At 50.8% G+C, this 26524-nt stretch carries 25 protein-coding genes; 20 read left to right on the forward strand and 5 right to left on the reverse strand.

The window, feature by feature from the left end; genetic code table 11:
• Window positions 1-52 precede the first annotated feature (52 nt).
• Window positions 53-1324 (reverse strand): sugar ABC transporter substrate-binding protein, encoded by a 1272-nt coding sequence (locus VMW30_03715; GenBank protein HUW87466.1) that lies wholly within the window; start codon window positions 1322-1324, stop codon window positions 53-55.
• A gap of 310 nt (window positions 1325-1634) precedes the next feature.
• Between VMW30_03715 and VMW30_03720 the strand changes: the two genes are divergently transcribed.
• Window positions 1635-2594, forward strand: coding sequence for an MBL fold metallo-hydrolase (locus tag VMW30_03720; GenBank protein ID HUW87467.1), 960 nt, complete (start codon window positions 1635-1637; stop codon window positions 2592-2594).
• Window positions 2595-2609: 15 nt separating this feature from the next.
• Here VMW30_03720 and VMW30_03725 read toward each other — a convergent pair whose 3' ends face one another.
• Entirely contained in the window at window positions 2610-3308 is a 699-nt protein-coding gene (locus VMW30_03725; GenBank protein HUW87468.1) for an SDR family oxidoreductase, read from the reverse strand.
• Between the two features lie 7 nt (window positions 3309-3315).
• Window positions 3316-4245, reverse strand: coding sequence for a U32 family peptidase (locus VMW30_03730; GenBank protein ID HUW87469.1), 930 nt, complete (start codon window positions 4243-4245; stop codon window positions 3316-3318).
• A 239-nt stretch (window positions 4246-4484) separates the two neighbouring features.
• Between VMW30_03730 and VMW30_03735 the strand changes: the two genes are divergently transcribed.
• Genes VMW30_03735 through VMW30_03750 form a run of 4 tightly spaced genes read left to right on the forward strand, consistent with a single transcriptional unit; the run spans window position 4485 to window position 8608 of the window.
• Window positions 4485-5654, forward strand: a complete 1170-nt coding sequence (locus VMW30_03735) for a mandelate racemase/muconate lactonizing enzyme family protein (GenBank protein ID HUW87470.1) — start codon at window positions 4485-4487, stop codon at window positions 5652-5654.
• Window positions 5632-6591 (forward strand): sugar kinase, encoded by a 960-nt coding sequence (locus VMW30_03740; GenBank protein ID HUW87471.1) that lies wholly within the window; start codon window positions 5632-5634, stop codon window positions 6589-6591. Before VMW30_03735 ends, VMW30_03740 begins: the two co-directional genes overlap by 23 nt.
• Window positions 6588-7208, forward strand: coding sequence for a bifunctional 4-hydroxy-2-oxoglutarate aldolase/2-dehydro-3-deoxy-phosphogluconate aldolase (locus VMW30_03745; GenBank protein ID HUW87472.1), 621 nt, complete (start codon window positions 6588-6590; stop codon window positions 7206-7208). The genes VMW30_03740 and VMW30_03745 overlap by 4 nt, the downstream gene beginning before the upstream one ends.
• The gene (locus tag VMW30_03750) at window positions 7205-8608 is read left to right on the forward strand and encodes an amidase family protein (GenBank protein ID HUW87473.1); all 1404 of its coding nucleotides are present in this window, start codon (window positions 7205-7207) and stop codon (window positions 8606-8608) included. The genes VMW30_03745 and VMW30_03750 overlap by 4 nt, the downstream gene beginning before the upstream one ends.
• A 35-nt stretch (window positions 8609-8643) precedes the next feature.
• On the opposite strand, the gene VMW30_03755 is transcribed toward VMW30_03750, so the two are convergent.
• Both VMW30_03755 and VMW30_03760 read right to left on the reverse strand, forming a co-directional pair.
• A complete protein-coding gene (locus VMW30_03755) occupies window positions 8644-10131 on the reverse strand; it encodes an MFS transporter (GenBank protein HUW87474.1) in 1488 nt (495 codons plus the stop codon).
• A gap of 34 nt (window positions 10132-10165) precedes the next feature.
• A complete protein-coding gene (locus VMW30_03760) occupies window positions 10166-10759 on the reverse strand; it encodes a TetR/AcrR family transcriptional regulator (GenBank protein ID HUW87475.1) in 594 nt (197 codons plus the stop codon).
• A gap of 141 nt (window positions 10760-10900) precedes the next feature.
• Here VMW30_03760 and VMW30_03765 point away from each other — a divergent pair, with 141 nt between their 5' ends.
• From VMW30_03765 to frr, 15 genes are all read left to right on the forward strand, one after another.
• On the forward strand, window positions 10901-11179 hold the full coding sequence (locus VMW30_03765) for a DUF1778 domain-containing protein (protein ID HUW87476.1): 279 nt from the start codon (window positions 10901-10903) through the stop codon (window positions 11177-11179).
• Window positions 11180-11185: 6 nt separating this feature from the next.
• Window positions 11186-11689, forward strand: a complete 504-nt coding sequence (locus VMW30_03770; GenBank protein ID HUW87477.1) for a GNAT family N-acetyltransferase — start codon at window positions 11186-11188, stop codon at window positions 11687-11689.
• A gap of 48 nt (window positions 11690-11737) precedes the next feature.
• Window positions 11738-13411 carry a dihydroxy-acid dehydratase gene (gene ilvD / locus VMW30_03775; GenBank protein ID HUW87478.1) on the forward strand — a complete coding sequence of 558 codons (1674 nt, stop codon included), beginning with the start codon at window positions 11738-11740 and terminating at the stop codon, window positions 13409-13411.
• A 220-nt stretch (window positions 13412-13631) separates the two neighbouring features.
• The gene (locus VMW30_03780; protein ID HUW87479.1) at window positions 13632-15371 is read left to right on the forward strand and encodes an acetolactate synthase large subunit; all 1740 of its coding nucleotides are present in this window, start codon (window positions 13632-13634) and stop codon (window positions 15369-15371) included.
• Window positions 15371-15925: an acetolactate synthase small subunit gene (gene ilvN, locus VMW30_03785; GenBank protein HUW87480.1), complete on the forward strand. Its 555-nt coding sequence runs from the start codon at window positions 15371-15373 to the stop codon at window positions 15923-15925. Before VMW30_03780 ends, ilvN begins: the two co-directional genes overlap by 1 nt.
• Window positions 15926-15966: 41 nt before the next feature.
• Window positions 15967-16989: a ketol-acid reductoisomerase gene (gene ilvC / locus VMW30_03790; protein ID HUW87481.1), complete on the forward strand. Its 1023-nt coding sequence runs from the start codon at window positions 15967-15969 to the stop codon at window positions 16987-16989.
• On the forward strand, window positions 16955-18574 hold the full coding sequence (gene serA, locus VMW30_03795) for a phosphoglycerate dehydrogenase (GenBank protein HUW87482.1): 1620 nt from the start codon (window positions 16955-16957) through the stop codon (window positions 18572-18574). Before ilvC ends, serA begins: the two co-directional genes overlap by 35 nt.
• 2 nt (window positions 18575-18576) lie before the next feature.
• Window positions 18577-19623 (forward strand): 3-isopropylmalate dehydrogenase, encoded by a 1047-nt coding sequence (locus tag VMW30_03800; GenBank protein ID HUW87483.1) that lies wholly within the window; start codon window positions 18577-18579, stop codon window positions 19621-19623.
• A gap of 2 nt (window positions 19624-19625) precedes the next feature.
• Window positions 19626-20711, forward strand: coding sequence for a branched-chain amino acid aminotransferase (locus VMW30_03805; GenBank protein HUW87484.1), 1086 nt, complete (start codon window positions 19626-19628; stop codon window positions 20709-20711).
• Window positions 20711-22300: a citramalate synthase gene (gene cimA, locus VMW30_03810; GenBank protein HUW87485.1), complete on the forward strand. Its 1590-nt coding sequence runs from the start codon at window positions 20711-20713 to the stop codon at window positions 22298-22300. Before VMW30_03805 ends, cimA begins: the two co-directional genes overlap by 1 nt.
• Window positions 22301-22309: 9 nt before the next feature.
• Window positions 22310-23221, forward strand: a complete 912-nt coding sequence (locus VMW30_03815; GenBank protein ID HUW87486.1) for a tyrosine recombinase XerC — start codon at window positions 22310-22312, stop codon at window positions 23219-23221.
• Between the two features lie 232 nt (window positions 23222-23453).
• On the forward strand, window positions 23454-24320 hold the full coding sequence (rpsB, locus tag VMW30_03820; GenBank protein ID HUW87487.1) for a 30S ribosomal protein S2: 867 nt from the start codon (window positions 23454-23456) through the stop codon (window positions 24318-24320).
• A gap of 1 nt (window position 24321) precedes the next feature.
• Window positions 24322-25146 (forward strand): translation elongation factor Ts, encoded by an 825-nt coding sequence (gene tsf / locus VMW30_03825; GenBank protein ID HUW87488.1) that lies wholly within the window; start codon window positions 24322-24324, stop codon window positions 25144-25146.
• 50 nt (window positions 25147-25196) lie between these two features.
• Window positions 25197-25919: a UMP kinase gene (pyrH, locus tag VMW30_03830; protein HUW87489.1), complete on the forward strand. Its 723-nt coding sequence runs from the start codon at window positions 25197-25199 to the stop codon at window positions 25917-25919.
• 39 nt (window positions 25920-25958) lie between these two features.
• Window positions 25959-26522: a ribosome recycling factor gene (frr, locus tag VMW30_03835; protein ID HUW87490.1), complete on the forward strand. Its 564-nt coding sequence runs from the start codon at window positions 25959-25961 to the stop codon at window positions 26520-26522.
• Window positions 26523-26524: the final 2 nt, after the last annotated feature.

A 26524-nucleotide genomic window follows, 5' to 3' on the forward strand; every position in this document is an offset into this window, starting at 1 on the left:
GATTCTGTTGCATGTTAAAACCCACTCCAAACCACATCAACTTGATATCTTGTTACTTATGCAGGATTGACTTCACCTCAGTTTGTGCTGCATTCATAGCGTCCGTAGGGCTCAAGCCGGATCGAAGGACCAGATCCATCTGCGCGAGAACCGCATGGCGAATTTCAGCAGTCTTCAACTCCGCCCGCTGAGGCAAAATGAGTTTGCCATAGCGACCAACAGCCTGATATGGCACTACCCATGGTTTATCGAAGATCAGAGCCTTAGGTGGAGTGACCACCGCTGCAACTCCAGGATGACCAAGGGCGTTCATCAATTGACGCTGTTGGGCTGTCTGTAGCAACCAATTGATGAAAACGGCCGCAGCTTCTTTGTTTTTTGAAGCTGCATTGATTGATGTACCTTCCAAGATTTGAGCATTAGTTGGAAACGGAAATGGATTCTTGATAATTACAAGATTCTTTTTGATTGCAGGATTCTGGGTGGAAAAGATTGTTGGTACAGACCCGTTATCAATCTCCATCGCAACTTTGCCTTCCCAGAACATTTGCCGATAAGTAGCAGCTTCTGCTCCTTGAGGGATGTACTTCTGGTCGAAAAAGTTCTTATATTCAGTGACAGCCTTAATTACTGCTGCGGAGTTTACGGTTGGGTTTCCATTTGCATCAGTCCAAGAGCCTCCGAACCCGTAAACCCAATTGCTGAGGTCATACCACCAACCAGTTTCCTGAGTCATTGTGTTACGGAAAGCGAACCCATACTGATCCGTGCCATTTGTTAGTTTTTTTGCAGCGGCAACAAACTCTGCGAAAGTTGTGGGCACTGCGACATTAGCCTTGTCAAGTAAATCTTTATTTACGATCAGGGCATAACCTAGCGTCTCCCAAGGAACTCCAAATCGTTTTTTCCCGACTAAAAATTTTGCGTCATAGACGGCTAATCCGCCTGCTGGTTTCTTAATTAATTTAGTGATGTCAGCAAGCAAGCCAGCTTGTTGGGCCTGGACGAAAACGTCATAATCTAAATTGACAACATCAGGGCCTGATCTAGCACCAAGTTGGGTCAAAATGGTGTTCGCGTAGGTTGGATACGGAACAGAGACTACTTTCACTTGAATTTTCTTGTGTGATTCGTTGAATGTATCAATCAAGTCGCTTAAGGCTTCACCGCGGCCTGGCTCAACAAACTGCCAACTGGACAGAGTAATTGTTACCGGTTTCACAGCCTTACTTTTTGCAGCGAAAGATGGAGAAACCGCTGATATAGCCAGAAATGAGATTGCTGCCCCTAATGCCAGCGCTCTCAGATGAGAATTTCGAATCATTAATCAGGCCTCCTGGGTTCTGGTACTCATAGAAGAAATTTGAGCGTGGCTGGGGACGGCCAATCGGCTTTTATTCAACATATGAATCATTTGTATGACCAATTGTGAAGTTCAAAATGGCGGTTGTCAATGGTTCTCAGGTGGTTTTTACCGGCGGCGGTGCCAGCGCCTGGTCGGCATTAACTCGTGTCAGCCAAGTCGGTATCCCCTCTGTATATAGGGTGGCCCTCGAGATAACGCTCTGAGTCATACACCTTGGAGTTCACCCGAGTATCCGAAAATGTGTCCGACATTTGCAGGGGAGGTAAGCATGGAAATTCTTCCAGGTATACATCGAATTGAATGCCCCATTGGCACTAGGTATATTGCCGTTTACGCAATTGTTGGTTCAGCGGCGACCCTCATTGTTGACACTGGATTTGATGGATCGATGCGCGAGGTTGTTGTCCCATATTTTAATGCGAATGGTCTTTCTTTAGATGCCGTTCTATATGCCGTGAATACGCATTCAGATTTCGATCACACGGGTGGCAACAGGGCAGTTAAAGAGTTAATGCCTAATGCTCTGATCTGCTGCGGTGAACGCGATCGACCCATGATCGAAAATCTTCAATCGATGATAGATGATCGCTATGGGGAGTTTGCAGATGATCATAATTTTGATGAAACTTCTGAGACGAAGGCATTTATAAGAACTGTTGCTTTCCAGACTCGTGTCGATATTGGGTTTTCAGGTAATGAACGCATTGACCTAGGTGACCGTGTTATCGAAATTTTGCACACTCCCGGTCACTCATGGGGGCACCTTTCATTCTGGGACGAGAAGACGGGCGTCGTCATTATTGGTGATGCGGTCCTTGGTGCAAGCGTGCTGCATGCAGATGGTCAACCAGCTTTTCCGCCCACCTATCGTTTTGTTGAGGCATATCGTTCCACGATTCGCTTGCTCAAGGGATACAAGCCAACAGAAGTACTCACTTCTCACTACCCTCGTTACCAAGGGCAGAGCGCCATTGATTTTCTTGATACCTCTTTGGCGTATACAGATCTAGTGGAACGCACATGCATGGAAACTTTACAGATGGCCTTTAGGCCATTAACGCTCATGGAATTAATCGACCAATGTCATGAGCGTTTGGGTCCATGGGGGGATCCGGAATACAAATACTTGGTTTACCCGGTACTTGGTCATCTTGAGGTACTTGAGTCGTACCAGCGCATTGCTCGCTCGCGAAATGCATCTGGCCTTATGACGTGGTCGGTAGATTAAAGTTTTCCAAAAGATTCAAGGTAGGAATGTCACGGAAAAAGCATTATCGACCAATAGGCTTTGGCCAGAAACTCCAGTGTTCAATTCACTGCCCAGTGAATAAACGCTATTTCCTACATCCGTAGGAGTTACTAATGTTCCAATTGGTGTAGCGTCGATGACATTGGCTATCTGATCCGACGTTAGACCTTTTCGAGACATTGGTGTATCCACGACACCAGGTAGAACGGCGTTGACCAAAATGCGATGAGAGCGTCCGAGATCAACAGCTAGAGACCGTACAAGTCCGCCGACCGCTGCTTTGGAAACTGTATAAGCAAATTTCTCTCTTCGAGTAAATACTTCCGCTAAGGAACTTACGACAACTATCTTGCCCTCTGTGGCAATCGCATTTTTCTCCATTAGGAGTTTTACTTGTCGAACAATAAAAGTGACATTAACATCAAAAAGTCGTTGGAAATCTTCCTCCTCGGTTGTCATAATAGAACCATTCATGTTTATACCTTGCGCAAATACGACTGAATCAAAACTATTTGCCACAATAGCATTTTCAAATTCTTTAGAGTCTTCTAACGGAAGCAATACTTCATCTACGAGGCCAGTCGACTGCCGTACTACTGGAAAGACTTGCCATCCATGACTTTTGTATGTTTCGCTGATTGCTGTGCCAAGTGCGCCGGTTGCTCCAAATAGAAGTACGCGATTTCGGGGCATCAGAGGATCAACCTTCATAGTTGTAGCGGGTCAACATCGAGTATCCGATCGCGGCACGGCGCACTCGTTCACGACCTGTCGCTTCGATAAGCCCTTGGATATGTCCGCCTGCGGGATATAGTCCGGGAGAGTTTCGGACGGTGAACTTAAGATAGATCGGAGCGGCGACGCGCACTAGATCAGGTACCTCGTAGTGACGTACCACTCCGCCAAAATCGTCAGGACCCTCAACATAGACATCGACTGGAATATCCACTTGCGCGCGAATGGTGGCAATTTGTTGAAGTGATAGATCGGTGGCGAGATTCAATGTCGATGCGCCTAAGTCGGCAAGCACTTGTGCTGTTGCTGCATTCGGACAGGGCATCGCTACTGAAGTTTTGAGGATGAAATCTGCAGGCAGATCCCCACGACTTTTCGCTTCGCCCAAGACTTTGAGTAGACCGATATCACCGACTAGGACGGAGCGCACACCTAGGTCGGCACCGTGAAGAACATCTTCGAGTGCAAAACGAACTTGATCTGTGCCACGTAACGTCGGGGATGCAACGCCACCGGCGGATGAAAGCGGTTGTTTGCCAATATCCCAGGCCGCTCGCGGTCCTACGAAAAGACAGACTTCGAGGTTGTGCGCATTTCCTAATCTAACCATTTCTTGGATCTCATCATCGGTCTGCATCATGATGCCTGAACCTTGCGAAATACGATGAAACTTCAAATTTCGTTTCTGTGCTTCGTCAAGAATAGCTTTAAACGCTGATGGACCTTCGACGGATGGAATTTCAATCTTCCATCGGTCTCCATCTGGAAATCTTTTCTCTGATTCGGGCAACCCGTCAGCATCGTGATATTCGATTCCCTGCGCTTGGAGTATAGAAATGGACTTTCCCATGGGACCATGTGGGTCTCGTGTCGATGGCCAGGTTCGCGCTGTCATGGATACTCCTTCGAATAATTAGCGTGATTCTATCCTTATTATGAACAGATGCAATGGTTGCTATTGTCACTGTAATGTTGGTGAACATTTATTTCGATTTGTACTTTCAAAACCGGTTTGTTTTGGAACAAATAGGAACCTATGCTCATTATTCGAGGAAAGCAGTAGACTTTTAACCGATGTTAGTTTAAGAATTATAAAGAGCGAGTGCCAAGAGCGAATGCGGGGTTGCATGTTTCATGAAGATCACTGGATTTGAAATTGTTGTAGTTGGGACGCCGTGGCGAGAGTTAACAATTGTCGAAGTCCAGACGGATGTTGGAATTACTGGTCTTGGAGAAGTACGCATGGTGAATAAAACCGATACTTTGATTGCGGCGATTGAAGAGTTGGGAAACCGTTACCTCATAGGCGCTGACCCCGCAGATCTTTCCAAGCTTGCTTGGAATATCAAAGTTGCTGAGTATGGCTTACCAGGTGAAGTTGGACAGAGCGCGTTAGCAGTTTTTGATATTGCGTGTTGGGACATCCTTGGTAAATCTTTGGGAGTGCCTGTTTACCAATTGTTGGGTGGTGTATTTACCGCACGGGTCGAAGCATATGCCAACGGTTGGTATCAAGGAGATCGTGATCCCAAAGTTATTGCGGAGTACGCGGGGAAGGTTGTTGAACGTGGATATCGTGGATTGAAGATCGATCCCTTCGGCCATGCAAGTGCTGAGATAAGTCGCAATGCTCTGCGTGAATCTGTCGGCATTCTGGAAGCGGTGAGGGGTGCGGTGGGACCGGATATAAATATTTATGTTGAAATGCACGGTCGATTTACATCCTCATCCGCTCGAGCGGTTGCCAAAGCCATCGAACATATTGAGCCGGCATGGATAGAGGAGCCTGTTTCGCCGATGGATATTGGCGGTTTGCGCAATGTTCGTAATCATACACATCTGCCAATCGCATTAGGTGAACGAATTCATCAAGAGACAGATTTGATTCCATTCTTGGAAGAAGGTCTTGTAGACATCCTGCAAGTTGATACAACTCACTGCGGAGGGATTACGGGACTACAGCGTTTAGTGGGGTGGAGTGATGCTTACAATGTTCGTCTGGCACCACATAATGTGGCTGGACCAATCGGTACGGCTGCGGCTCTGCATGTTGCCATTGCAGCATCAAACACCAAAGTATTAGAACACTTTAATGATTTCGCTGACCCGTGGATTCATGAAATCGTTGAGGGAGCCCCATACGTAAATCCAAAAGATGGTTGTTTTGAGTTGCCGACAGCACCTGGATTAGGAGTAACTCTCAATCGGGCGGCGTGTGCCGAGCATCCACGGACTGGTGGGCGACTAGCGTTGTATGCTCCAGGCTGGGAGAAACGACAGGATGTCAAGAACTACGGTGGCTGATCTTTTTACCTTTGGTGAAGCACTTGCGTTGTTTCTAGCTGAAGACACAGACTCAGTTGTTTCTGCACGTAAATTCGACCTCCAAGTGGTTGGGGCTGAGGCTAATGTTGCTGTAGCCGTGAGCCGCTTGGGTCTTTCCTCTATTTTTCAAACTCGTGTCGGCTTGGACGAATTGGGGGATGTGATTATTGGGGAGTTGCTAAAGGAAAAAATTGATGTTTCTCGGATCCGACGAGTTGATAACTACACAGGGGCGATCGTGCGCAACCGAGGAACCTCACAACCAGTCAACGTGACCTATTTGCGCACTTCGAGTGCGGCTTCGACGATGACGCCACGCGATATCGAGGCATCGGACATAGAGGAATGTCGTTGGTTGCATGTCACGGGAATAACTGCGGCAATTTCGCAGAGCGCCTGCGCTACTGTTGCCGAAGCACTAAATATTGGGCGCGCTGCAGAGACTATGAAGAGTTTTGACCTCAATATCCGTCGAAAATTATGGAGTGAGACGCGAGCGCGCGAGGTTTTATATGATCTAGTGCAGAATATAGATGTCGTATTCGGGGGTGCCGATGAGTACCAAGTGGTGTGGGGGTCAGATGATCCCAAAACAAATTTACAAAACGCCGTTAATCGGGGAATCAAGACAGCAATTATGACCGCGGGACCAGCACTGATCAGGGTGCTAAGCGATGGAGAATATTTCGAAGTATCCCCACCCCTGGTCACGGCGATCGATCCAGTCGGTTCGGGTGATGCTTTTGTTGGTGGCACGATTGCTGGCCTGCTCGCTGGACTCGAACTGGAGCGGGCTGTTGTGCAGGGAAGTGAATGCGGCGCTTCAGTTGCTACGCAAATTGGAGATTGGATCGGCCTTCCATATGGCATTGCGGGGCGCAGGATAGACACCAGCGAAAGGGAGCCGACTTCATGATTCAAGACCTTAAATCCAGTGGCATTATGGCGATTGTTCGCACGTCAAGTTCCGATGAAGCTCGCGAGATTGCCCGTAGCCTCATTGCTTCCAAAGTTCTAGTCTTGGAGTTCACCACAACTTGTCCCAATGTTTTTGATCTTATTGAAGAGTTCTCTCATGAGACATCTATACATATTGGCGTGGGTACGGCAATGACGACCAGTGATGTGCTCAATGCCAAAAGAGCAGGGGCCCAATTTGTTGTCTCTCCCAATACGGACAGTGACGTGATAAAAATGACGAAATCCGCGGGATTGATATCAATGCCGGGAGTGGCCACCGCAACAGACGTTGCAATTGCGATAGGGGCCGGATGCGATGCCTTGAAACTCTTCCCGGCTTCGACATATGGACCAGGGCATCTCAAAGCACTGCGAGACCCTTTTCCGAATCAGATATGGGTAGCTACGGGTGGAGTGAACAAGGAGAATGTGGCGTCTTGGTTTGGTGCTGGCGCAGATGCATTTGGTCTGGGTGGGCCATTAAGTGGTGGTGGCGTATCTGAGATCGGCAGTCGAGTTGATCTTTTCAGGGCAGAAATTGCTGATGTCAGATCGCATACGATTACCTCGTGAGCACATACGCCTGCGCTCACGACCAAATCAATGCAGTACGAGATGGCAATAGTTCTTCACGTCAATTGGTTGAAGCAGCTCTAGATCGAATCGAGAGCATGGATTCCTCTGGCTACGAACTTAATTCTGTACTAGCTCTGGCGCCCCGAGCCCGAGAAAATGCAGAACAGATTGATACCAACCTGCCGCTGGCAGGATTGCCGATAGTTATTAAGGACAATATTGAGGCGGTTAGTCTGCCTGGAACTGCTGGTTCTCTTGCCCTCACCAAGTATCCGGTAGAACGAGACTCTCCCATCGTTTCTCGTCTACGTGCAGCAGGGGCAAATATCATTGGCGCCACCAATCTTTCTGAGTGGGCAAATATTCGTTCTACTAAGTCAACAAGCGGATGGTCAGGTGTGGGTGGTCTGACCGCCAACCCATGGAAGCACATTCATAGCCCGGGCGGTTCTTCCTCCGGCTCGGGTGCCGCAATTTCTGCTGGTTTAGTTTCACTTGCAGTCGGCACCGAGACGGACGGATCTATCGTCTGTCCCGCGTCATTAAACGGTTGCGTTGGGATAAAACCAACTGTCGGATCGGTACCGCGCGGGGGAGTCATCCCCATCAGTTCGAGTCAAGATTCACCAGGCTCAATGGCGAGAACGGTCCAAGATTCTGCGTTGCTGCTAGAGGTAATGATGGGTAGATCGGGATTAGTGAATGCCACTTTAGACAGGAGATCGCTGAAAATTGGAGTCGTCAAATCCTGGTTAACGACTCATGAGGGAACAGATGCACTCTTTGATGGAGTGCTCACTCAGCTGAGTAAATTCGGCCTAACTTTGGTTGACGTTGATCTCCCAGCTCCTGATGAGTCGATTGGTGAGGATGAGGTTCACGTTCTGCTTCACGAACTGGTAGATGATCTTGCCTCATATTTTTCAATTCGCTGCGATTCGAAACTCTCATCCCTGGCAGATGTTGTTCGTTTTAACGCAGAGAACGCCGATACTGAGCTTCAATACTTTGCGCAGGAACTCTTTGAGCAAGCCCTCGAACTAGGTGGCCGTGGAATTGAGTATGCCGAAAAACGTGCCAGGAATCTGGCCTGGGCAGAGAAGACTTTGGCATTGGGATTGGATGGCGTTGATGTCCTGATTGGCGCTACCTATTCACCGGCATGGGTGAGCACGCTTGGCGAAGGTGATGACTTTTCTAAATCAAGTTGGATCACAACGGCGCCTGCCATTGCAGGAACACCGATCGGTTGTCTTCCGATGGGGTTCACTGACGGACTCCCAGTTGGGATGGGAGTTGTTTCGCGCAGAGATGATGAGGCTCGATTGATTACGGCGATGGCGCAGATAGAGAACTCGCTAGCCCTGGGAATATTAGAACCGACTTTTATTAAGTAGATCTATTCCAAGAGCGCGAAAGGTCGATTCTTTGGTCAGTGGGCTGAAACAACCAGGTCTGCTTCAACGAGTGATTCACGACCGATGCGGACTGTAAAGGCAAGAATCACTGCGCCTACAAGCAACAAAGTTGCTCCGACTCTGAATGATTCGGCGTAGCCATGTGTGAGTGCCCAGAACTGCGCCTGCTTGCCATTGCCTCCGTGGATCACAATGTAACTAGTTGTTGCAGTGGCTGCGATTGTGTTCAATAGCGCGGTACCTAGAGATGCACCGATCTGCTGGCTGGTGTTGAGCATTGCACTTCCCACGCCTGAGTCATGGCTCCCGATTCCATGCAGAGCGGTCGATGCCATTGGAATGAATACCAGTGCCATACCCGTGCTCATGATGATGAGCGTCGGGAGCACATGAGTGAGGTAGGACGTTGCAGGCGTGATTCGCGACAGGAGGAGAAGTCCGATTGCGGCTTGAACAAGACCCCATAACATCAAAGGGCGAGGACCTGTTTTTGGAAGCAACTTCGCCGCGAGACCTGCGAAGAGAATGATTCCCGTTGAGAATGGCAGGAATGCGAAGCCAGTGTGCAGTGGGGTGTATCCGAGAATCACTTGGAGATAGAGGCCAAGGAATAGGAACATTGAGAATAGGCCGGCGCTTACAAAGAGCGAACCGAGGTAGGAGCCTGCACGGTTTCGCTCAGAGAGGATTCGCATTGGTAGCAGTGGATTTTTCGCACGGCGCTCGATGGAGATGAAGACGGTAAGGAATACCGCTGCTAGACCAAAGAACAAGAAAGTGTGCCCATCTGTCCATCCGTCTTTTGCTGCCAGCGTGAAAGCGTAAACGAGAGAGAACAATCCCGCGGTCGCAGTGAGAACTCCGGGGGTATCATAGCTGCGATCACCGAGTGCTTTGGATTCTTTGATGAATGGTCGAGCCAAGAGCGCAGCAATGATCGCGATAGGGACGTTGACGAAAAGGCACCAGCGCCAGTTGGCATATTCGGTGAGAGTTCCTCCGAGAATAAGGCCGATTGCTGCGCCACCGCCGGAGATAGCGCCGTATACACCAAAGGCTTTTGCGCGTTCTTTCGGAACGGTGAAGGTCACATTGAGAAGCGAGAGTGCAGCAGGAGATAGGAGTGCGGCAAATGCGCCTTGCAGACCTCGAGATGCGAAGAGAAGTCCTTGTGTGGAGGCGATTCCACCCAGAGCAGATGCTCCAGCGAAACCTAGAAGGCCGACGATAAAGATCTTCTTGCGACCTACGTAGTCGGCGATTCGGCCACCTAGGAGAAGGAGAGAGCCGAAGGCAAGTGTGTAGGATGTGACAATCCACTGCTGATTTGCGTTAGTGATATGCAAAGAGATTTTTGCGCTAGGAATTGCGATGTTGACGATTGATGAGTCAAGAATGACCATTAATTGTGCAATGGCAATGACGAAAAGAGCTCTCCACCTCTTGGGATCAAGACCTTCTTCTGTGCTTGTGGTACTTAGATCAACTGTTGTCTTTGACACGCATGTCTCCTCTTAGATGGCTGCTTACGACGGATTATTTGTTGGTGTGCTTTATGACTGGGATAAGAACGTCATCGACGAAGTTCTCGACGAACTTGCGACTGACGCTCTGGTGAGACATAAAAACCCGGAAGCTGATCACTGCGGGAACTATCTGCAATATAAGTTCACGCTTGGCATCTTTGGAAATTTCTCCTCGTGCAACGGCTCGATCGAACATGGCTGCGTGGGCTGCACTGGCGTAATCGGCAAGTGATTGAGTCAGTACGCTGGCAAGGTCGGTGTCTGTTCGGGCCATACACATCAGACCCGCGATCAACTGACCATCTGCACTCTTCATTGTTTTAACTTTTTCTGAAATCACCCCAATGAGGTCGCCCCGAAGAGATCCGGTATCGATAGCGGGGGCTTTGCAGAAGGCGTAGTGGTGAACTGAATCGGTAATGAGAGCTGCCTTGTTCTTCCAACGGCGATAAATAGTTGCCTTGCTTACCTGCGCACGAGTGGCTACCGACTCGATGGTGAGTTGCTCGTAGCCGACCTCTCGGAGGAGTTCAATTGCGGCTTTTTCAATTACGACATCTCGGGATGTGTCGCGAGGGCGGCCGATGCATTGGGCGATACTCATCTTGCCTCCTGTCGACTTCCGAAACGATACCGTACCGTATCGTAATTTCTGGGAGCAAATCAATCTTCCAAGGGGCCTTCGCGGTCTATTGACTTTGATAGGATTTGTACGGACAATGTACGTAGTGGAAGGAGGAATCCAATGACAACCTCTGCAACGGAACGGTTTGAGATCCGCCTACCTGAGGAAGCTCTTCGCCAGATTCGCGAAGCCGCAAGTTTGGAGCGGACGAGCGCAAGCAAGTTTGCCCTTGATGCCGCGTTAGAAAGAGCTCAAGAAGTGATTGAAGCGCAGCGAACGTGGAGAGTTCCGGTGTCTTTCTTTGAGGAACTATTGAGCGCACTTGACGCGCCCCCAGTTTTCAACGAAGAACTAGCGAAGGCCCGGGCTGAAGCTGATGCTCTAATCGAACGTCGATAACACCTGGTGAGCAGTCGAATTGTTCGAGAACAGTTGGCTAGCCATCACGAATTGGCTAAATTCGACTCTGGTGAACCAAAGATTGATTTATGGCTTCGTAGCCACGCTTCAGCTGCCAGTGCGCGAGGCTACGGCCGTACTTATGTCTGGCACTTTGGCGATGGCGTTGTTGTTGCCTTTTATACCCTCACTGCGCACTCTTTTAGTCGAGATGAGCTTCCCAAGAAATTGGCAAGGGGTGAACAAGTCATCGTTCCCGCACTTCTCTTGGGTAAATTCGCCTTGGATGTTTCGTTACAAGGTCAGGGATTAAGCAGAATTCTAATTGCGGACGTTGTGACGGAAGCGGAGAAGGCATCCCAGATTGCTGCAGCGCGATACCTAATTGTCGACGCCTTGACCCCGGAGATGATGGGACTATACGAGAGGTTTGGCTTCCATAGATCCTCGCGACCGGTTGCTCACCCAAACCGACTTTTTGCCCGAATCGCGGACCTCGCAGTTCAGTAAAGAATTTGTTTCGCCAAACAATCGTGGGCGATCGCCTACGATTACCCAATGAGCACAATGAAGCCCCGGTCTGGTCTGGTCACTGATGGAATGGAACGAGCACCCGCCCGCGGAATGTTGCGCGCGGTGGGCATGGGGGATGAGGATTGGGTCAAGCCGCAGATCGGCATTGTCTCGTCGTGGAACGAAATTACCCCCTGCAATTTATCCCTGGACCGTTTAGCAAAAGCATCCCGCCAGGGAGTGATTGACGCCGGCGGATTTCCTCTTCAATTTGGAACCATATCTGTCTCAGATGGAATTTCCATGGGCCACGAAGGCATGCACTTCTCACTCGTATCGCGAGAAGTTATCGCCGACTCCGTCGAGACAGTCATGCAGGCCGAACGACTTGATGGCATGGTGACTTTCGCCGGATGCGATAAATCGTTGCCAGGCATGATGATGGCTGCGGCGCGCATCGATGTCGCAAGCGTTTTTGTTTACGCAGGTTCGACATTGCCAGGACAAGTGGATGGCAAAGATGTCACGATTATTGATGCATTCGAAGCAGTCGGTGCATGCGCTCGCGGATTGATTTCCCAAGCCCAATTAGACAAGATCGAGCGTGCGATCTGTCCCGGTGAAGGTGCCTGTGGTGGCATGTACACCGCAAACACCATGGCAACCGTCGGCGAAGCAATTGGTCTTTCACTTCCCGGGTCTGCCGCACCACCCGCAGTTGACCGTCGACGCGATGCATACTCAGTAAAGGCCGGCGCCGCCGTAGTTGAATTGATCCGGCAAGGAATTACCACTCGCGACATTCTCACCAAGCCGGCTTTTGAGAACGCCATCACTGCTGTCATGGCATTGGGTGGTTCGACCAATGCGGTTCTGCACTTGCTGGCAATTGCGCACGAGGCCGAAGTGGATCTTGATCTCGAAGACTTCCATCGCATTGGTTCGCGTGTGCCGCTGCTTGGTGATCTCAAGCCATTTGGCCGCTTCGTCATGAGTGACATGGATAAAGTCGGCGGAGTTCCGGTTGTTCTTAAAGCACTACTAGATGCTGGTTTATTGCATGGGGATGTTCTGACCGTGACAGGAAAGACGATGGCCGAGAACTTGGCCGATATCGCGCCCCCTGATCCAGACGGAGAGATCCTTCGTGCAACGACAAATCCAATGTCCCTAGGTGGGGGAATCACAATTCTCCATGGTTCACTGGCACCAGATGGAGCAGTAACCAAAACTGCTGGCGTAGATGTCGATATTTTTGAAGGCCCCGCCCGCGTTTTCGAACGCGAACAACAAGCAATGACTGCACTTGAAGACGGCTCCATTCAGGCTGGCGATGTGGTCGTGATCCGCTACGAAGGCCCTAAAGGCGGACCAGGGATGCGCGAGATGTTGATGATAACGGGCGCTATCAAGGGTGCAGGATTGGGCAAATCCGTATTGCTTCTCACCGACGGACGTTTCTCGGGTGGAACCACTGGACTTTGCGTGGGACATGTTGCGCCAGAAGCTTCTCTGGGCGGTCCGATTGCATTTGTGCGAGAAGGTGATCGCATTCGCATCAACACCATCACTCGGACCCTTGACCTTCTTGTCGATGAAGAAGAATTGGCGAAGCGTCGTATCAATTTTTCACCGATGCCGCATAAGTACACACGTGGAGTGCTCTCGAAGTACTCGAAATTAGTGGGATCTGCCAGCAAAGGCGCTGTCTGCGACTAAAAAAAGTGTTTCAGGTCATGTCCATATGGTGAGATCACAATCTCAAAGGATTGACGCTTGCGCATGCTCATTAGAGAATATGCCAATGAAGACATCAGTAGTGATTGAAAAGCGCGCGATCTAGCACAATCAGATCCCGCGCTACCCTCAGTTATCACTGAGGGTTTTTGCATTATTAGGCGCAAATTTTTAATTACCAGAGACGGAAGGGAGTGGGCGAATGAGCAAAGAGATGACTGGGGCGAGCAGTTTGGTGAAATCACTAGAGGCTGCAGGCGTGGACGTGATGTTCGGTATCCCCGGTGGCGCCATCCTTCCTGCCTACGATCCAATCTTCGACTCAAAGATCCGTCATATCTTGGTCCGTCACGAGCAGGGCGCGGGACATGCGGCCACCGGATACGCCCAAGCGACTGGTCGAGTCGGTACATGCATCGTGACTTCTGGCCCAGGTGCCACCAACTTGGTCACGCCTATCGCCGACGCTGCTATGGACTCAGTGCCACTCGTGGCAATCACAGGGCAGGTCCCATCGGCTGCCATTGGTACCGATGCCTTTCAAGAAGCTGACATTCGCGGCATCACCATGCCGATCACTAAGCACAATTACCTGATCACCAATCCTGACGATATTCCACGCGCCATTGCAGAGGCTTTCCATATCGCGAGCACGGGTCGTCCTGGTCCAGTTCTGGTTGATATCGCCAAGGACGCACTTCAGGCGATGACTCATTTCAAGTATCCAACGAAGTTGCAATTCGCCGGATACAAACCGCAGATTGATCCCGATGATGAGGCAATTCGCGATGCAGCCGCTCTAATCGCGCAATCAGCCCGACCGGTTTTATTTGTCGGCGGGGGAGTCATCAAGTCCAACGCACATAAAGAGTTGATGCGGCTGGCTGAACTCACGGGTGCCCCAGTCGTGACCACCCTCATGGCGCGGGGTGCTTTTCCTGACAGTCACCATCTCCATCTTGGAATGCCAGGAATGCACGGCACTGTCGCTGCAGTCACCGCTTTGCAGAAAGCCGACCTCCTGATCACTCTTGGCGCTCGCTTTGACGATCGAGTCACTGGAAAACTCTCATCCTTTGCCGTGAATGCAAAGGTAATTCATGCAGATATCGATCCAGCCGAAATCGGCAAGAACCGATTTGCGGACGTTGCTGTCATCGGCGATCTTGCACACACGATCAAGGCTTTGATTCCCGCTCTACAAGGCGAGTTCAAGAAATCAAAACCAGATTTGACGCAATGGTGGAGATTCTTGAGTTCGCTACGTTCGACCTATCCGCTTGGCTACACCCATCCCGAGGATGGTTCTGTCTCACCCCAGTACGTGATTGAGCGAATCGGCGCAATCTCGGGTCCCGATTCAATTTACGTAGCCGGTGTTGGGCAGCATCAGATGTGGGCTTCTCAATTCGTTAAGTACGAAAAGCCGCGGACGTGGTTGAACTCTGGCGGGCTCGGAACCATGGGTTACGCAGTTCCGGCAGCTATGGGTGCGAAAGTTGGCATGCCGGACACAACGGTTTGGGCGATTGATGGTGATGGTTGTTTCCAGATGACTAACCAAGAATTGGTGACCTGCGCACTCAACAACATTCCAATCAAGGTTGCGATCATCAACAACGAGAGTCTGGGCATGGTCCGTCAGTGGCAGACCATGTTCTACGAAGGTCGCTACTCAAATACCTCACTGCACTCCAAGCGCATTCCTGACTTTGTGAAGTTGGCGGATGCGATGGGATGTGCGGGTCTTCGATGCGAACGGACGGAAGACGTCGATGCAGTCATCAAGGAAGCGATGTCAATAAACGATCAACCCGTTGTTGTCGATTTCAGCGTATTTCGCGATGCAATGGTCTGGCCGATGGTTGCGGCCGGAACCTCTAATGATGAAATCATGATTGCTCGGGGCTTAGCTCCCGACTGGGATTCAGAGGAGTTGTGATGAGTAAACATACGCTCGCAGTTCTCGTAGAGAACAGCCCTGGTGTTCTGGCGCGTGTTGCTTCGCTCTTCTCGCGGCGCGCATACAACATCGATTCGCTGGCGGTTGGACCCACAGAGAATCCAGATATTTCACGTATGACAATCGTCCTTAACCTTGAAGGACACGTACTTGACCAAGTTATGGCACAGGTTTACAAACTAGTCAACGTAATTGCAGTATCGGAGATGCCGGTCGAGTCCAGCATCCAAAGAGAATTGCTTCTAGTCAAAGTCGAAACAACGAATAGGCAAGATGTACTTGCTCTGGTTGCCCAGTTTGGCGCCAAAGTTGTTGACGAAGATCCGGAAGCGATAACTATCGAAGCGACAGCCGAGAGTGCTCGTATTGAAGGTTTGTTGAAGGCGCTTACTCCGCTAGGTATAAGGGAACTCGTTCAGTCAGGTCTGGTGGCACTTGAGCGTGGCACCGCGGCGCTCTCTGACCGTACCCTTAGCGCACAGGGGATATCGACACTTCACGAAATCAGCACTCAGGCCGACTACCAGAATTAAAGAGACCAAAGACCAAGAAAAGGGAGAACACCGTGGCAACGATGTATCACGATGAAGATGCAGACCTATCCATCATTCAGGGACGAAAGGTTGCCGTCATTGGCTATGGCTCGCAGGGCCATGCTCACGCGCTCAGCCTACGTGACAGCGGCGTGGATGTTCGTGTCGGTCTTGCTGAAGGTTCGAAGTCGCGCGAAAAGGCGCAGGCCGAAGGCCTTCGCGTTGTATCAGTGGCTGAAGCTGTTAAAGAAGCAACTGTCATCATGATTCTTGCACCAGACCCAGTACAGCGACATATTTACAAAGAGTCCATCGAGCCAAACCTCAAAAATGGCGATGCCATCTTCTTCGGCCACGGATTTAGTATCCGTTTTGGTTACATCAAGCCATCGGTAAATGTTGATGTGTGCATGGTTGCGCCGAAAGGCCCAGGACACCTTGTGCGTCGTGAATACTCGGCCGGCCGCGGAGTTCCAGTGATCGTTGCGGTAGAACAAGATTCAACCGGAAATGCTTGGCCACTCACCCTTTCTTACGCCAAGGCAATCGGCGGTCTTCGTGCAGGCGGAATTCTTACCACCTTTACTGAAGAGACGGAGACAGATCTTTTCGGCGAACAGGCAGTACTTTGTGGTGGCGCTTCACAGTTGGTTCAGTATGGTTTCGAAGTTCTTACCGAGGCCGGTTACCAACCAGAAGTTGCATACTTCGAGTGTCTTCACGAACTCAAGTTGATTGTTGACCTCATGTACGAAGGCGGCATTGCCAAGATGCGCTGGTCAATCTCAGACACCGCCGAATATGGTGACTATGTATCGGGACCTCGCGTGATCGATCCACACGTGAAGGAGAACATGAAGGCGGTTCTTGCCGATGTTCAGAGCGGTGCTTTCGCAAAGCGATTTATCGATGATCAGGATGCCGGTGCGCCTGAATTCAAAGCATTCCGCGAAAAGGGTCAGACCCACCCAATTGAAGCGGTTGGTCGCAATCTTCGGGCACTGATGTCATGGGTCAAGAATCCAAAGGATGACTACCAAGAGGGCAGCGCTGCCCGTGGCTAAACCAGTCGTACTTATTGCGGAAGAATTAAGTCCGGCGACCTTAGATGCGCTTGGACCTGATTTCGAGGTTCGTCACTGCGATGGCGCGAATCGAGATGAGTTGCTTGCTGCATTAGCCGCGGGTGTAGACGCGGTACTTATCCGCTCTGCAACCAAGATGGACGAAGAAGCGATTGGGGTTGCAAAGGGGCTAAAGGTTATTGCACGAGCAGGTGTGGGCCTTGATAACGTCGAAATTCCTGCCGCAACTGCTGCCGGAGTTATGGTCGTGAACGCGCCAACCTCCAACATCGTCAGTGCTGCCGAATTAGCCATTGGTCTATTGCTAGCGTCTGCTCGACATATTTCACCGGCTCACGCCGCACTTCGAAATGGAAAGTGGGCGCGGTCCAAATACACCGGTACGGAACTCTTCGAAAAGACCTTGGGTATCGTGGGATTTGGGCGTATTGGCCAACTCGTCGCAGCACGTATGCAGGCATTTGGAATGAAGGTCGTTGCTTATGATCCCTATCTCCAACCAGCCCGTGCGGCACAGTTGGGCGTCCAACTGGTCGATCTTGATGATCTACTTTCACAGAGTGATTTCATCACGATTCACTTGCCCAAGACGAAAGAGACTGCGAATCTCATTGGAGTAGAGGCTCTCAAAAAGGTGAAGCCAACTGTTCGCATCATCAATGCTGCGCGTGGTGGCGTTCTTGATGAGAACGCTCTCTATGATGCCATTAATGAAGGTCGAGTTGGCGGCGCCGGGTTAGACGTTTTCTCCACTGAGCCATGTACGGACTCTCCACTCTTCACACTAGATCGAGTTGTTGCCACACCTCACCTTGGTGCGTCGACGGATGAGGCACAGGAACGTGCGGGTATCGCAGTTGCGGTTTCAGTCCGTAAGGCGCTCGCTGGCGAACTCGTCCCGGATGCGGTCAATGTCAAAGGCGGTGTCATTCATAAGGATGTTCGTCCTGCGCTATCACTCGTTGAGAAACTTGCCGGAGTTCTCGTGAGTTTAGCTGGAGAAGTTCCAGTGAGTATCGAAGTTGCGGTGCACGGTGAAATCGCTCAACATGATTGCTCAGTTCTCGGGATCAGCGCTCTTAAGGGCGCACTCCTTGGATTAGGTTCAGAAGATGTCACTTATGTGAATGCTCCAGGCATTGCCCAAGAGCGCGGTCTGGTCACATCCGTAACAACAGATGAGATTTCTCCAGAGCATCGCAACATTGTCACCTTGAACGGCGCGCTTTCACGAGGAGTAAAAATCTCGGTGAGCGGCACGTTGATGGGCATCCGTCAGGTGCAGAAGATCGTTGCGATTGATTCATATGATCTCGATCTTGCGCCAACAGAGAACATCATTTTCCTGCGCTACGCCGATCGTCCTGGCGTTGTCGGGACGGTGGGAAACATCCTTGGGAAAGGGTCAATCAATATCGCCGGCATGCAGGTTGCCCGTGATCACCTTGGAGGCAACGCCCTCATGGCAATCACGGTGGATTCACCTGTAGACCGATCAATACTTGATGAATTATCCCGTGAAACGGGTGCCAACCTTGTCCGAACCGTCACTTTAGGAGTATAGAAATGAATGCAAGTTCATTTAATGTTGCCGTCATTGCAGGCGATGGAATCGGTCCTGAGGTTGTTGGCGAGGGGCTAAAGGTTCTCGATGTTGTCGGCGCAAAGCATGGTGTCTCATTTGTGAAGACTCCGTACGAACTCGGCGCAGGCTATTGGCACCGAACAGGTGAAGTTCTGCCAAAGTCCGTACTCGATGAACTGAAAAAATCCGACGTCATATTGTTAGGCGCAGTTGGAGACCCTTCAGTTCCAAGCGGTGTTCTTGAGCGAGGATTACTTCTTAAATTGCGCTTTGAATTTGATCAGTACGTCAACTTACGCCCAGCGCGTCTTTATGAAGGCGTAACGTCCCCTCTTTCAACTGCCGATGTCGTCGACTTCATCGTTGTTCGCGAAGGAACTGAGGGCCCGTATTCTGGCGCCGGCGGGTTCTTAGGTTACGGTAGCGAGAGTGAAGTAGCGATTGAGGACAGTATCAACAGCCGAAAAGGTGTTGAGCGCGTCATCCGCGATGCATTTGATCGCACCATGCTGCGCCCGCGTAAGAAGTTGACCATGGTTCACAAGAACAATGTTCTGGTTCATGCCGGCGATCTGTGGACGCGTACCTTCTATGAAGTGGCCAAGGAATATCCAGCGGTCACGACCGAGTACTTGCATGCGGACGCGGCAGCGATGTTCTTCATAACCAATCCAGGGCGCTTTGATGTTGTTGTTACTGACAATTTATTTGGAGATTTACTAACAGATATCGCTGCGGCCATTTGTGGTGGAATCGGCTTGGCGGCATCGGGAAATATCAATCCAACTCGAAAGTATCCATCTATGTTCGAACCTGTACACGGTTCGGCCCCGGATATCGCGGGCAAGAACTTGGCTGACCCAACTGCCACGATCCTTTCAATTGCGATGATGCTCGACCACTTGGGTCTATCGGAGGCGGCTCGCGATGTTGAAAGAGTTGTTGCGCAGGATCTTCGCAGTCGCGGTATTACCAAACGAAGCACCACTGAAATCGGAAGCGCGCTCGTGGCAGCGCTGAGGGGATAATCATGACGGTCAAAATCACACCATCTACTCATCCATTAACTCCGGAGCAGCGTGCTGAGAAATTAGCCAACCCCGGTTTTGGTAAGTACTACACCGATCACATGGTTGTGGCCGAGTGGAGTGAAGAGAGTGGCTGGTCTGAGGCGGAATTGAAGCCATATGCGCCGATTTCCCTGGATCCAGCGACGATGGTTTTTCATTATGGCCAGGAGATCTTTGAAGGATTAAAGGCGTATCGTCAACCAGATGGAGGCGTTGCACTCTTCCGCCCGGAGGCAAACGCTGCTCGCTTTGCACGAAGCGCGAAACGACTGGCACTGCCAGAACTACCAATTGAACTCTTTATCGAATCAGTCGATGCACTCGTAAGAGCGGATGCAAGTTGGGTTCCGGACAAGGTGGGGGAGTCGCTCTATCTGCGCCCATTTATGTTTGCCACCGAAGTTGGACTTGGAGTGCGACCAACAAACCGTGCGGTTTACATGTTGATTGCTACACCAGCGGGTGCTTACTTCAATCCAGAGAATGCAGTGACTGTCTGGATTTCCACTGAATATGTACGGGCGGCACCGGGTGGTACCGGCGAGGCTAAATGTGGGGGGAATTATGCCGCCTCCCTTGTGGCACAAAAGGTTGCAGCTGAGCAGGGATGCGACCAGGTTGTGTGGATCGATGCAATCGAACGTAAATGGGTTGAAGAGATGGGCGGCATGAATCTTTATTTTGTTAAGGGTTCAGGAAAAGACGCGTCTGTAATCACTCCCAAGTTGACTGGCACTTTACTGCCTGGAATCACGCGTGATTCCATACTTAGTGTTGCGGCAGATCTTGGCTACAAAGTCGAAGAAACAATGATCAGTGTTGACGACTGGCACAAAGGCGTCGAGAGTGGAGAGATCACTGAGATTTTTGCGTGCGGAACCGCGGCGGTTGTTTCTCCAGTCGGAACTGCTAAGAGTGCCATGGGCACGTGGGTGACCGGCGATGGCAACCCAGGTCCCATCACGATGCAGATTCGCAATACCCTCCTTGGAATTCAGCATGGCACCGTTGAGGATTCACATCATTGGCTGAGAAAAGTTCTCTAATGAAAATGTCTGATACTTTTCATATCTATGACACCACGCTGCGTGACGGCGCGCAACAAGAGGGTTTGAATCTGTCGGTTCATGACAAACTTGCGATTGCACGCCATCTAGACGACTTAGGTGTTGGATTTATTGAAGGCGGATGGCCAGGTGCTAATCCAAAAGACACTGAGTTCTTTGCGCGGGCAAAGACTGAATTGCAGCTTAAGAATGCGACTCTCGTGGCTTTCGGTGCGACCCGACGCCCACATGTAAATGCCGCGGATGACGTGCTTCTTGGCGCCTTGCGCGACTCGAGTGCTTCTGTGGTCACTCTCGTTGCCAAGGCTCATGACCGACACGTTGATTTGGCACTGCGCACCACGCTTGATGAGAACTTGGAGATGATTGCCGATTCGATCAAGCATCTTCGCGGCGAAGGGCAGAGAGTCTTCCTCGATGCCGAGCACTTCTTTGATGGCTACCGCTCGAATCGTGCTTACTCCTTGGAGGTTATCCGAGTCGCGGTTGAGGCGGGTGCCGATGTAGTTGCGCTCTGCGACACCAATGGCGGCATGTTGCCAGATGAACTTTCAGATATTGTCCATGACATCATCCAAAGTACTTCTGCTCGTGTTGGAATTCATTGCCACAACGACACAGGTTGTGCCGTCGCAAACTCGATGGCTGCGGTTGCAGCAGGTGCGACACATGTTCAGGGGACACTCAACGGGTATGGCGAAAGGACTGGTAACGCAGACTTAGTCACAATCATTGCAAACCTGCAGTTGAAGAAGGGCCAACAAGTTCTTCCCGCGAGCGCGCTGCAGGAAGCATTCCGTATTTCGCATGCAGTTGCAGAAGTTACAAATGTCGCCCCCAGTGCTCGCCAGCCCTACGTTGGCGTGTCAGCCTTCGCCCATAAAGCCGGTCTGCATGCAAGTGCGATCAAAGTTGACCCATCGTTGTATCAACACGAAGACCCAGCCTCTGTTGGAAATGACATGCGCATGCTTGTTTCCGAGATGGCTGGAAGAGCGTCCATAGAATTGAAGTCACAAGAACTTGGATTTGATCTGGGAGGAGACCGCGAAGTCATAGGTCGGGTTGTCGAGCGCGTTAAGGAAATGGAATCACGCGGATTCACCTTCGAAGCCGCCGATGCCTCCTTTGAATTATTGTTGCGCGAAGAGGCTACTGGAGTACGACCAAGTTTCTTCTCAATCGATCACTGGCTCACAACTGTGGAGCGAGCCGAAGATCAGAGCATCGTGACAAAGGCTGAGATTACTCTTACCGCACAAGGGGAGAAGATCGCCTGCGTGGGACGAGGAAATGGTCCGGTAAACGCTTTTGATAAGGCACTTCGATCCGGGCTACTACGTTTTTATCCAGAATTGGCCCAACTCGAACTTACCGACTACAAGGTCCGTATTCTTGAAGGTCGCCTCGGAACCGGCGCTATAACTCGAGTTCTTGTAGAGACAAGTGACGGCAAGGGTGAATGGAGTACGGTCGGTGTGCATGAGAACGTCATTGCTGCATCGGCTATGGCGTTAGAGGACGCAGTCACCTATGGACTTCTTAGACAAGGCAGAATTCCAGAGTAATCTGGTTATGTGAGCGATCTGGATTCGGTAACCGCATCTTTTGAGAGTCACCTTCGTCATGAACGTAATCTTGCGACTCATACTATTCGTGCATATCTAGGGGACCTAGAGAGCCTTTTCAAACAACTCCGCGTGCTGGAGGTTGAGAGAATCGAAGAGTTGGATCTTTCACATATTCGATCATGGCTTGCCACAATGCAAGTCAAAGGGGGAGCTCGCACCTCTTTATCGAGGCGAGCAGTATCGATTCGCCTCTTCACTCAGTGGGCTTTTAAATCCGGCCTGATTCCCACCGATGTCGGCCTCACTCTGGCCATTCCAAAAGCGCATCGCACATTGCCCGAGATTCTTGACATTCCAAATGCTCTGCTCGCAATGGAAGCTCTTTCGGTACGTGTAGGTGAAGAGGAGACGCCGCTGGCTCTTCGCGATTGCGCCATGGTCGAAGTGCTCTATGCCAGCGGTGCTCGTGTCGCCGAATTATGTGGACTCAATCTTCTGGATATTGATTACGAACGTCAAACTCTTCGAGTTCTGGGTAAAGGTAATAAGGAACGAACCGTCCCTGTCGGTAATCCGGCGATGAGGGCGTTGAAAGCGTGGATCAAAGAAGGCCGACCTGCTTTAATCAATTCGGTTTCGGGCGACGCAGTTTTTCTTGGCGCCCGTGGAAAGCGGATAGATCCACGAACTGTGAGAACGGTGGTTTATGAAGCACTCTCGGCCCTCGAAGGAGTAGGGAGAATGGGTCCGCATGCTCTGCGTCATTCAGCTGCGACCCATTTGCTCGAAGGCGGCGCCGATCTGCGGACGGTTCAGGAGATATTGGGTCACGCCTCACTTGCGACTACTCAGATTTACACCCATGTTTCGACGGAAAGGCTACAAAAAGCCTTCAAACAGGCACATCCGCGGGCGTAACGCCCCCAGACTTATACGGTTTTCTACGCAAAATAATGCGGAACTTCGACCCCAATCGGTCAGGTAGGATTGCCCCTGCATCACAGACCATCGTGATGACTTCACGCGCCTAGTAAGTACCACCTCGGTCCAGTTCGCTGGTCGGTGTCTAGGCGCTAGCGGGCCAGCAGATAGTTGACCCAATAACCGAGAGCGAACTTCGAGAGAAGTGCGCAAGAAGGAGTGTGCCGCCATGGCGGTTGTAACAATGCGAGAACTTCTCGACAGCGGAGTTCACTTCGGACACCAGACGCGTCGATGGAACCCAAAGATGAAGCGCTTTATTTTCACAGAGCGCAATGGCATCTACATCATCGATATTCAGCAATCACTCGGATTGATCGATAGCGCCTACGAATTTGTAAAGGATGTCGTGGCTAAGGGCGGACATATTCTTTATGTGGGCACAAAGAAGCAAGCACAAGAGCCAATCATTCAGCAGTCTGCTCGCGTAGGCATGCCTTACGTCACCGAGCGCTGGCTTGGCGGAATGCTCACCAACTTTCCAACTGTCTACAAGCGAATTCAGCGTCTCAAGGAACTTGAAGCACTAGAAAGCGCCAATGATCAGTTGCTGACCAAGAAGGAACTTCTCGTTCTTCGTCGTGAGCGCGAGAAGCTCAATAAGAACCTCAATGGAATTCGTAATATGACCAAGTTGCCAAGTGCAATTTGGGTTGTCGACACCAAGAAGGAACACCTCGCAGTTGCCGAAGCAAAGAAGCTCGGTATTCCAGTTATTGCAATCTTGGATACCAACTGCGATCCAGATGAAGTTGACTTCAAAATTCCAGGTAATGATGACGCAATCCGCTCCATCGGACTCCTCACCCGTGTCATCACTGATGCAGTAGCTGCCGGACTGCAAGCGCGCGCGGCAGCCAGTGTGAAAGAAGAAGTGAAGGCTGATACAGAAACTGTTGCTGCTGGTGAGCCACTCGCCGATTGGGAGAAAGAAATCCTCTCCGGCGATGCCGCTCCCGACACGGAGGCGGTTGAGGTTCGTCCAGAGGTAGAAGTACCAATGGTCGTCGAAACCAATGCTGTAACGGAGGGTTAAATTGAATTACTCAGCTGCCGATGTAAAGAGACTTCGCGAGGCAACCGCGGCGGGAATGCTTGATTGCAAGAAGGCTCTCGATGAAGCGGAAGGCGATTTCGACAAGGCTGTTGAAATCATCCGAGTCAAGGGCTTGAAGGGAATCACCAAGCGCGAGGGCCGGACGGCTTCCAACGGGCTTGTTATTGCCAAGGTCCAGAACAACTATGGCGTCATGCTCGAACTCAACTGCGAGACTGACTTCGTCGCCAAAGGTGAGCGCTTTCAGGTGCTGGCAGGCGAGCTTTTGGAGCACTTGCTTGAGTCCAACATTTCAGAGCTTGATGCGTATTTGGCTTCAGAAATTAAACCAGGTAGCACTGTTCAAAATGTTATCGACGAAGCAAATGCGACTTTGGGCGAGAAGATTGAGGTCCGCCGCATTGCCGTTCTTGATGGTCCTGCCGCGGTTTACCTTCACCGCACCAGTCCTGATTTGCCACCACAACTGGGCGTTCTTGTTCAGTTGTCCAAGGATGCACTTGAGGTGGGCAAGGACATTGCCCAGCACATTGCCGCCTTTGCTCCTACATACGTCAATCGCGAAGATGTTCCAACCGAACTCATCGAGAACGAGCGACGCCTGGCGGAGGAGACAGCCCGCAATGAGGGTAAGCCAGAGGCAGCCCTTATTAAGATCGTTGAAGGTCGCGTGACTGGTTTCGTGAAGGAGGTCAGTTTGATCGAACAGGCATTCGCCAAGGATGCCAAGAAAACGGTCAAGCAGATCCTTGATGAGGCGGGTACAACCGTAAAGGCATTCCAACGCTTCCGCGTGGGTCAGTAACCTTTAGGACCAGACCTTTAGACTCTAGTAATTAAGCGAAAGGAGCACTTATGCCCGGTAGTAGAGGTAGTTACGGGCGGGTGCTCCTTAAACTTTCTGGAGAAGTATTTGGCGGGGCAAAGGGCATTGGCGTGGATCCCGATGTTGTCCAAGATGTTGCCAAGCAGATTGCGGATGTGGTTCGTACGGGTGTCCAAATTGCCATCGTTGTTGGCGGAGGAAATTACTTCCGCGGTGCGGAATTACAGCAACGGGGAATGGACCGCGCTCGTGCCGACTACATGGGGATGCTCGGAACGGTCATGAACTGCCTTGCGCTTCAAGATTTTCTGGAGAAGCAAGGCATTGATACTCGAGTCCAAACCGCGATCACCATGGGGCAAGTTGCCGAGCCTTACATTCCGCGCCGCGCAATCCGACACTTGGAAAAAGGACGAGTTGTGATTTTCGGAGCGGGCGCAGGCATGCCGTTCTTCACCACCGACACCGTCTCGGCGCAACGTGCACTTGAGATCGGCGCGGAAGCATTGCTCTTAGCTAAGAGCGGAGTCGACGGTGTTTACTCTGATGATCCTCGTAAGAATCCAAAAGCCGTTAAGTACGAAAGTATTTCTTATGATGAAGTGATTTCGAAGTCTCTGGCAGTGGCAGACGCAGCTGCATTTAGTATCTGCCGTGAAAATGGACTTCCCATCATTGTTTTTGATCTCAAATCGAATGGAAATATTGGTCGCGCCGTTCGTGGTGAGACTATCGGCACGCTGGTCGCATAATCGTAAACTTCAAAGAAGTTACAAGAATGAGGAGTAGTAATGAGTGATGTTGCTGGCAACCTGAAGGATGCCGAGACAAAGATGGACAAAGCTATCGAGGTCGCGAAGGAAGATTTCGCGTCCATTCGAACCGGTCGCGCCCATCCCTCGCTCTTCAACAAGATAATGGTTGATTACTACGGCACCTTTACTTCGCTTTCGCAGTTGGCTTCTATTCAGGTGCCGGAGGCTCGTATGGCGATTGTCTCTCCCTTTGATAAGGGTGCGATGGCTGCGATTGAGAAGGCCATCCGTGAATCGGACCTTGGTGTAAATCCGGGCAATGATGGGGTTGTCATTCGGGTTGGTTTTCCACAGCTTACAGAAGAGCGCCGCAAGGAGTACATCAAGGTGGTACGTACCAAGTCCGAAGATGCCAAGATCTCACTTCGCAATATCCGACGGGGTGCGAAAGAGAGTATCGAAAAGTTAGAGAAAGACGGCCTAATCGGGAAAGATGACCTCACTCGTGGCGAGAAAGAATTAGAGAAGATCACATCCGAGCACGTCGCAAAAATCGATGACCTGCTTAAGCATAAGGAGATCGAACTTCTCGAGGTCTGAGA

This window comes from Candidatus Paceibacterota bacterium (assembly GCA_035530615.1).
GTDB lineage: Bacteria > Actinomycetota > Actinomycetes > Nanopelagicales > Nanopelagicaceae > QYPT01.

Bases quoted from the DNA above. Each gene is read 5' to 3' on its own strand.
- ilvN (HUW87480.1), top strand. From the start codon at position 15,371: ATGAGTAAACATACGCTCGCAGTTCTCGTAGAGAACAGCCCTGGTGTT.
- VMW30_03760 (HUW87475.1), bottom strand. From the start codon at position 10,759: ATGAGTATCGCCCAATGCATCGGCCGCCCTCGCGACACATCCCGAGAT.
- VMW30_03720 (HUW87467.1), top strand. From the start codon at position 1,635: ATGGAAATTCTTCCAGGTATACATCGAATTGAATGCCCCATTGGCACT.
- VMW30_03780 (HUW87479.1), top strand. From the start codon at position 13,632: ATGAGCAAAGAGATGACTGGGGCGAGCAGTTTGGTGAAATCACTAGAG.
- serA (HUW87482.1), top strand. From the start codon at position 16,955: ATGACTACCAAGAGGGCAGCGCTGCCCGTGGCTAAACCAGTCGTACTT.
- frr (HUW87490.1), top strand. From the start codon at position 25,959: ATGAGTGATGTTGCTGGCAACCTGAAGGATGCCGAGACAAAGATGGAC.
- VMW30_03730 (HUW87469.1), bottom strand. From the start codon at position 4,245: ATGACAGCGCGAACCTGGCCATCGACACGAGACCCACATGGTCCCATG.
- VMW30_03765 (HUW87476.1), top strand. From the start codon at position 10,901: ATGACAACCTCTGCAACGGAACGGTTTGAGATCCGCCTACCTGAGGAA.
- ilvD (HUW87478.1), top strand. From the start codon at position 11,738: ATGAGCACAATGAAGCCCCGGTCTGGTCTGGTCACTGATGGAATGGAA.
- VMW30_03735 (HUW87470.1), top strand. From the start codon at position 4,485: ATGAAGATCACTGGATTTGAAATTGTTGTAGTTGGGACGCCGTGGCGA.
- VMW30_03740 (HUW87471.1), top strand. From the start codon at position 5,632: ATGTCAAGAACTACGGTGGCTGATCTTTTTACCTTTGGTGAAGCACTT.
- cimA (HUW87485.1), top strand. From the start codon at position 20,711: ATGAAAATGTCTGATACTTTTCATATCTATGACACCACGCTGCGTGAC.
- ilvC (HUW87481.1), top strand. From the start codon at position 15,967: ATGTATCACGATGAAGATGCAGACCTATCCATCATTCAGGGACGAAAG.
- VMW30_03745 (HUW87472.1), top strand. From the start codon at position 6,588: ATGATTCAAGACCTTAAATCCAGTGGCATTATGGCGATTGTTCGCACG.
- VMW30_03805 (HUW87484.1), top strand. From the start codon at position 19,626: ATGACGGTCAAAATCACACCATCTACTCATCCATTAACTCCGGAGCAG.
- pyrH (HUW87489.1), top strand. From the start codon at position 25,197: ATGCCCGGTAGTAGAGGTAGTTACGGGCGGGTGCTCCTTAAACTTTCT.
- VMW30_03715 (HUW87466.1), bottom strand. From the start codon at position 1,324: ATGATTCGAAATTCTCATCTGAGAGCGCTGGCATTAGGGGCAGCAATC.
- rpsB (HUW87487.1), top strand. From the start codon at position 23,454: ATGGCGGTTGTAACAATGCGAGAACTTCTCGACAGCGGAGTTCACTTC.
- VMW30_03800 (HUW87483.1), top strand. From the start codon at position 18,577: ATGAATGCAAGTTCATTTAATGTTGCCGTCATTGCAGGCGATGGAATC.
- VMW30_03725 (HUW87468.1), bottom strand. From the start codon at position 3,308: ATGCCCCGAAATCGCGTACTTCTATTTGGAGCAACCGGCGCACTTGGC.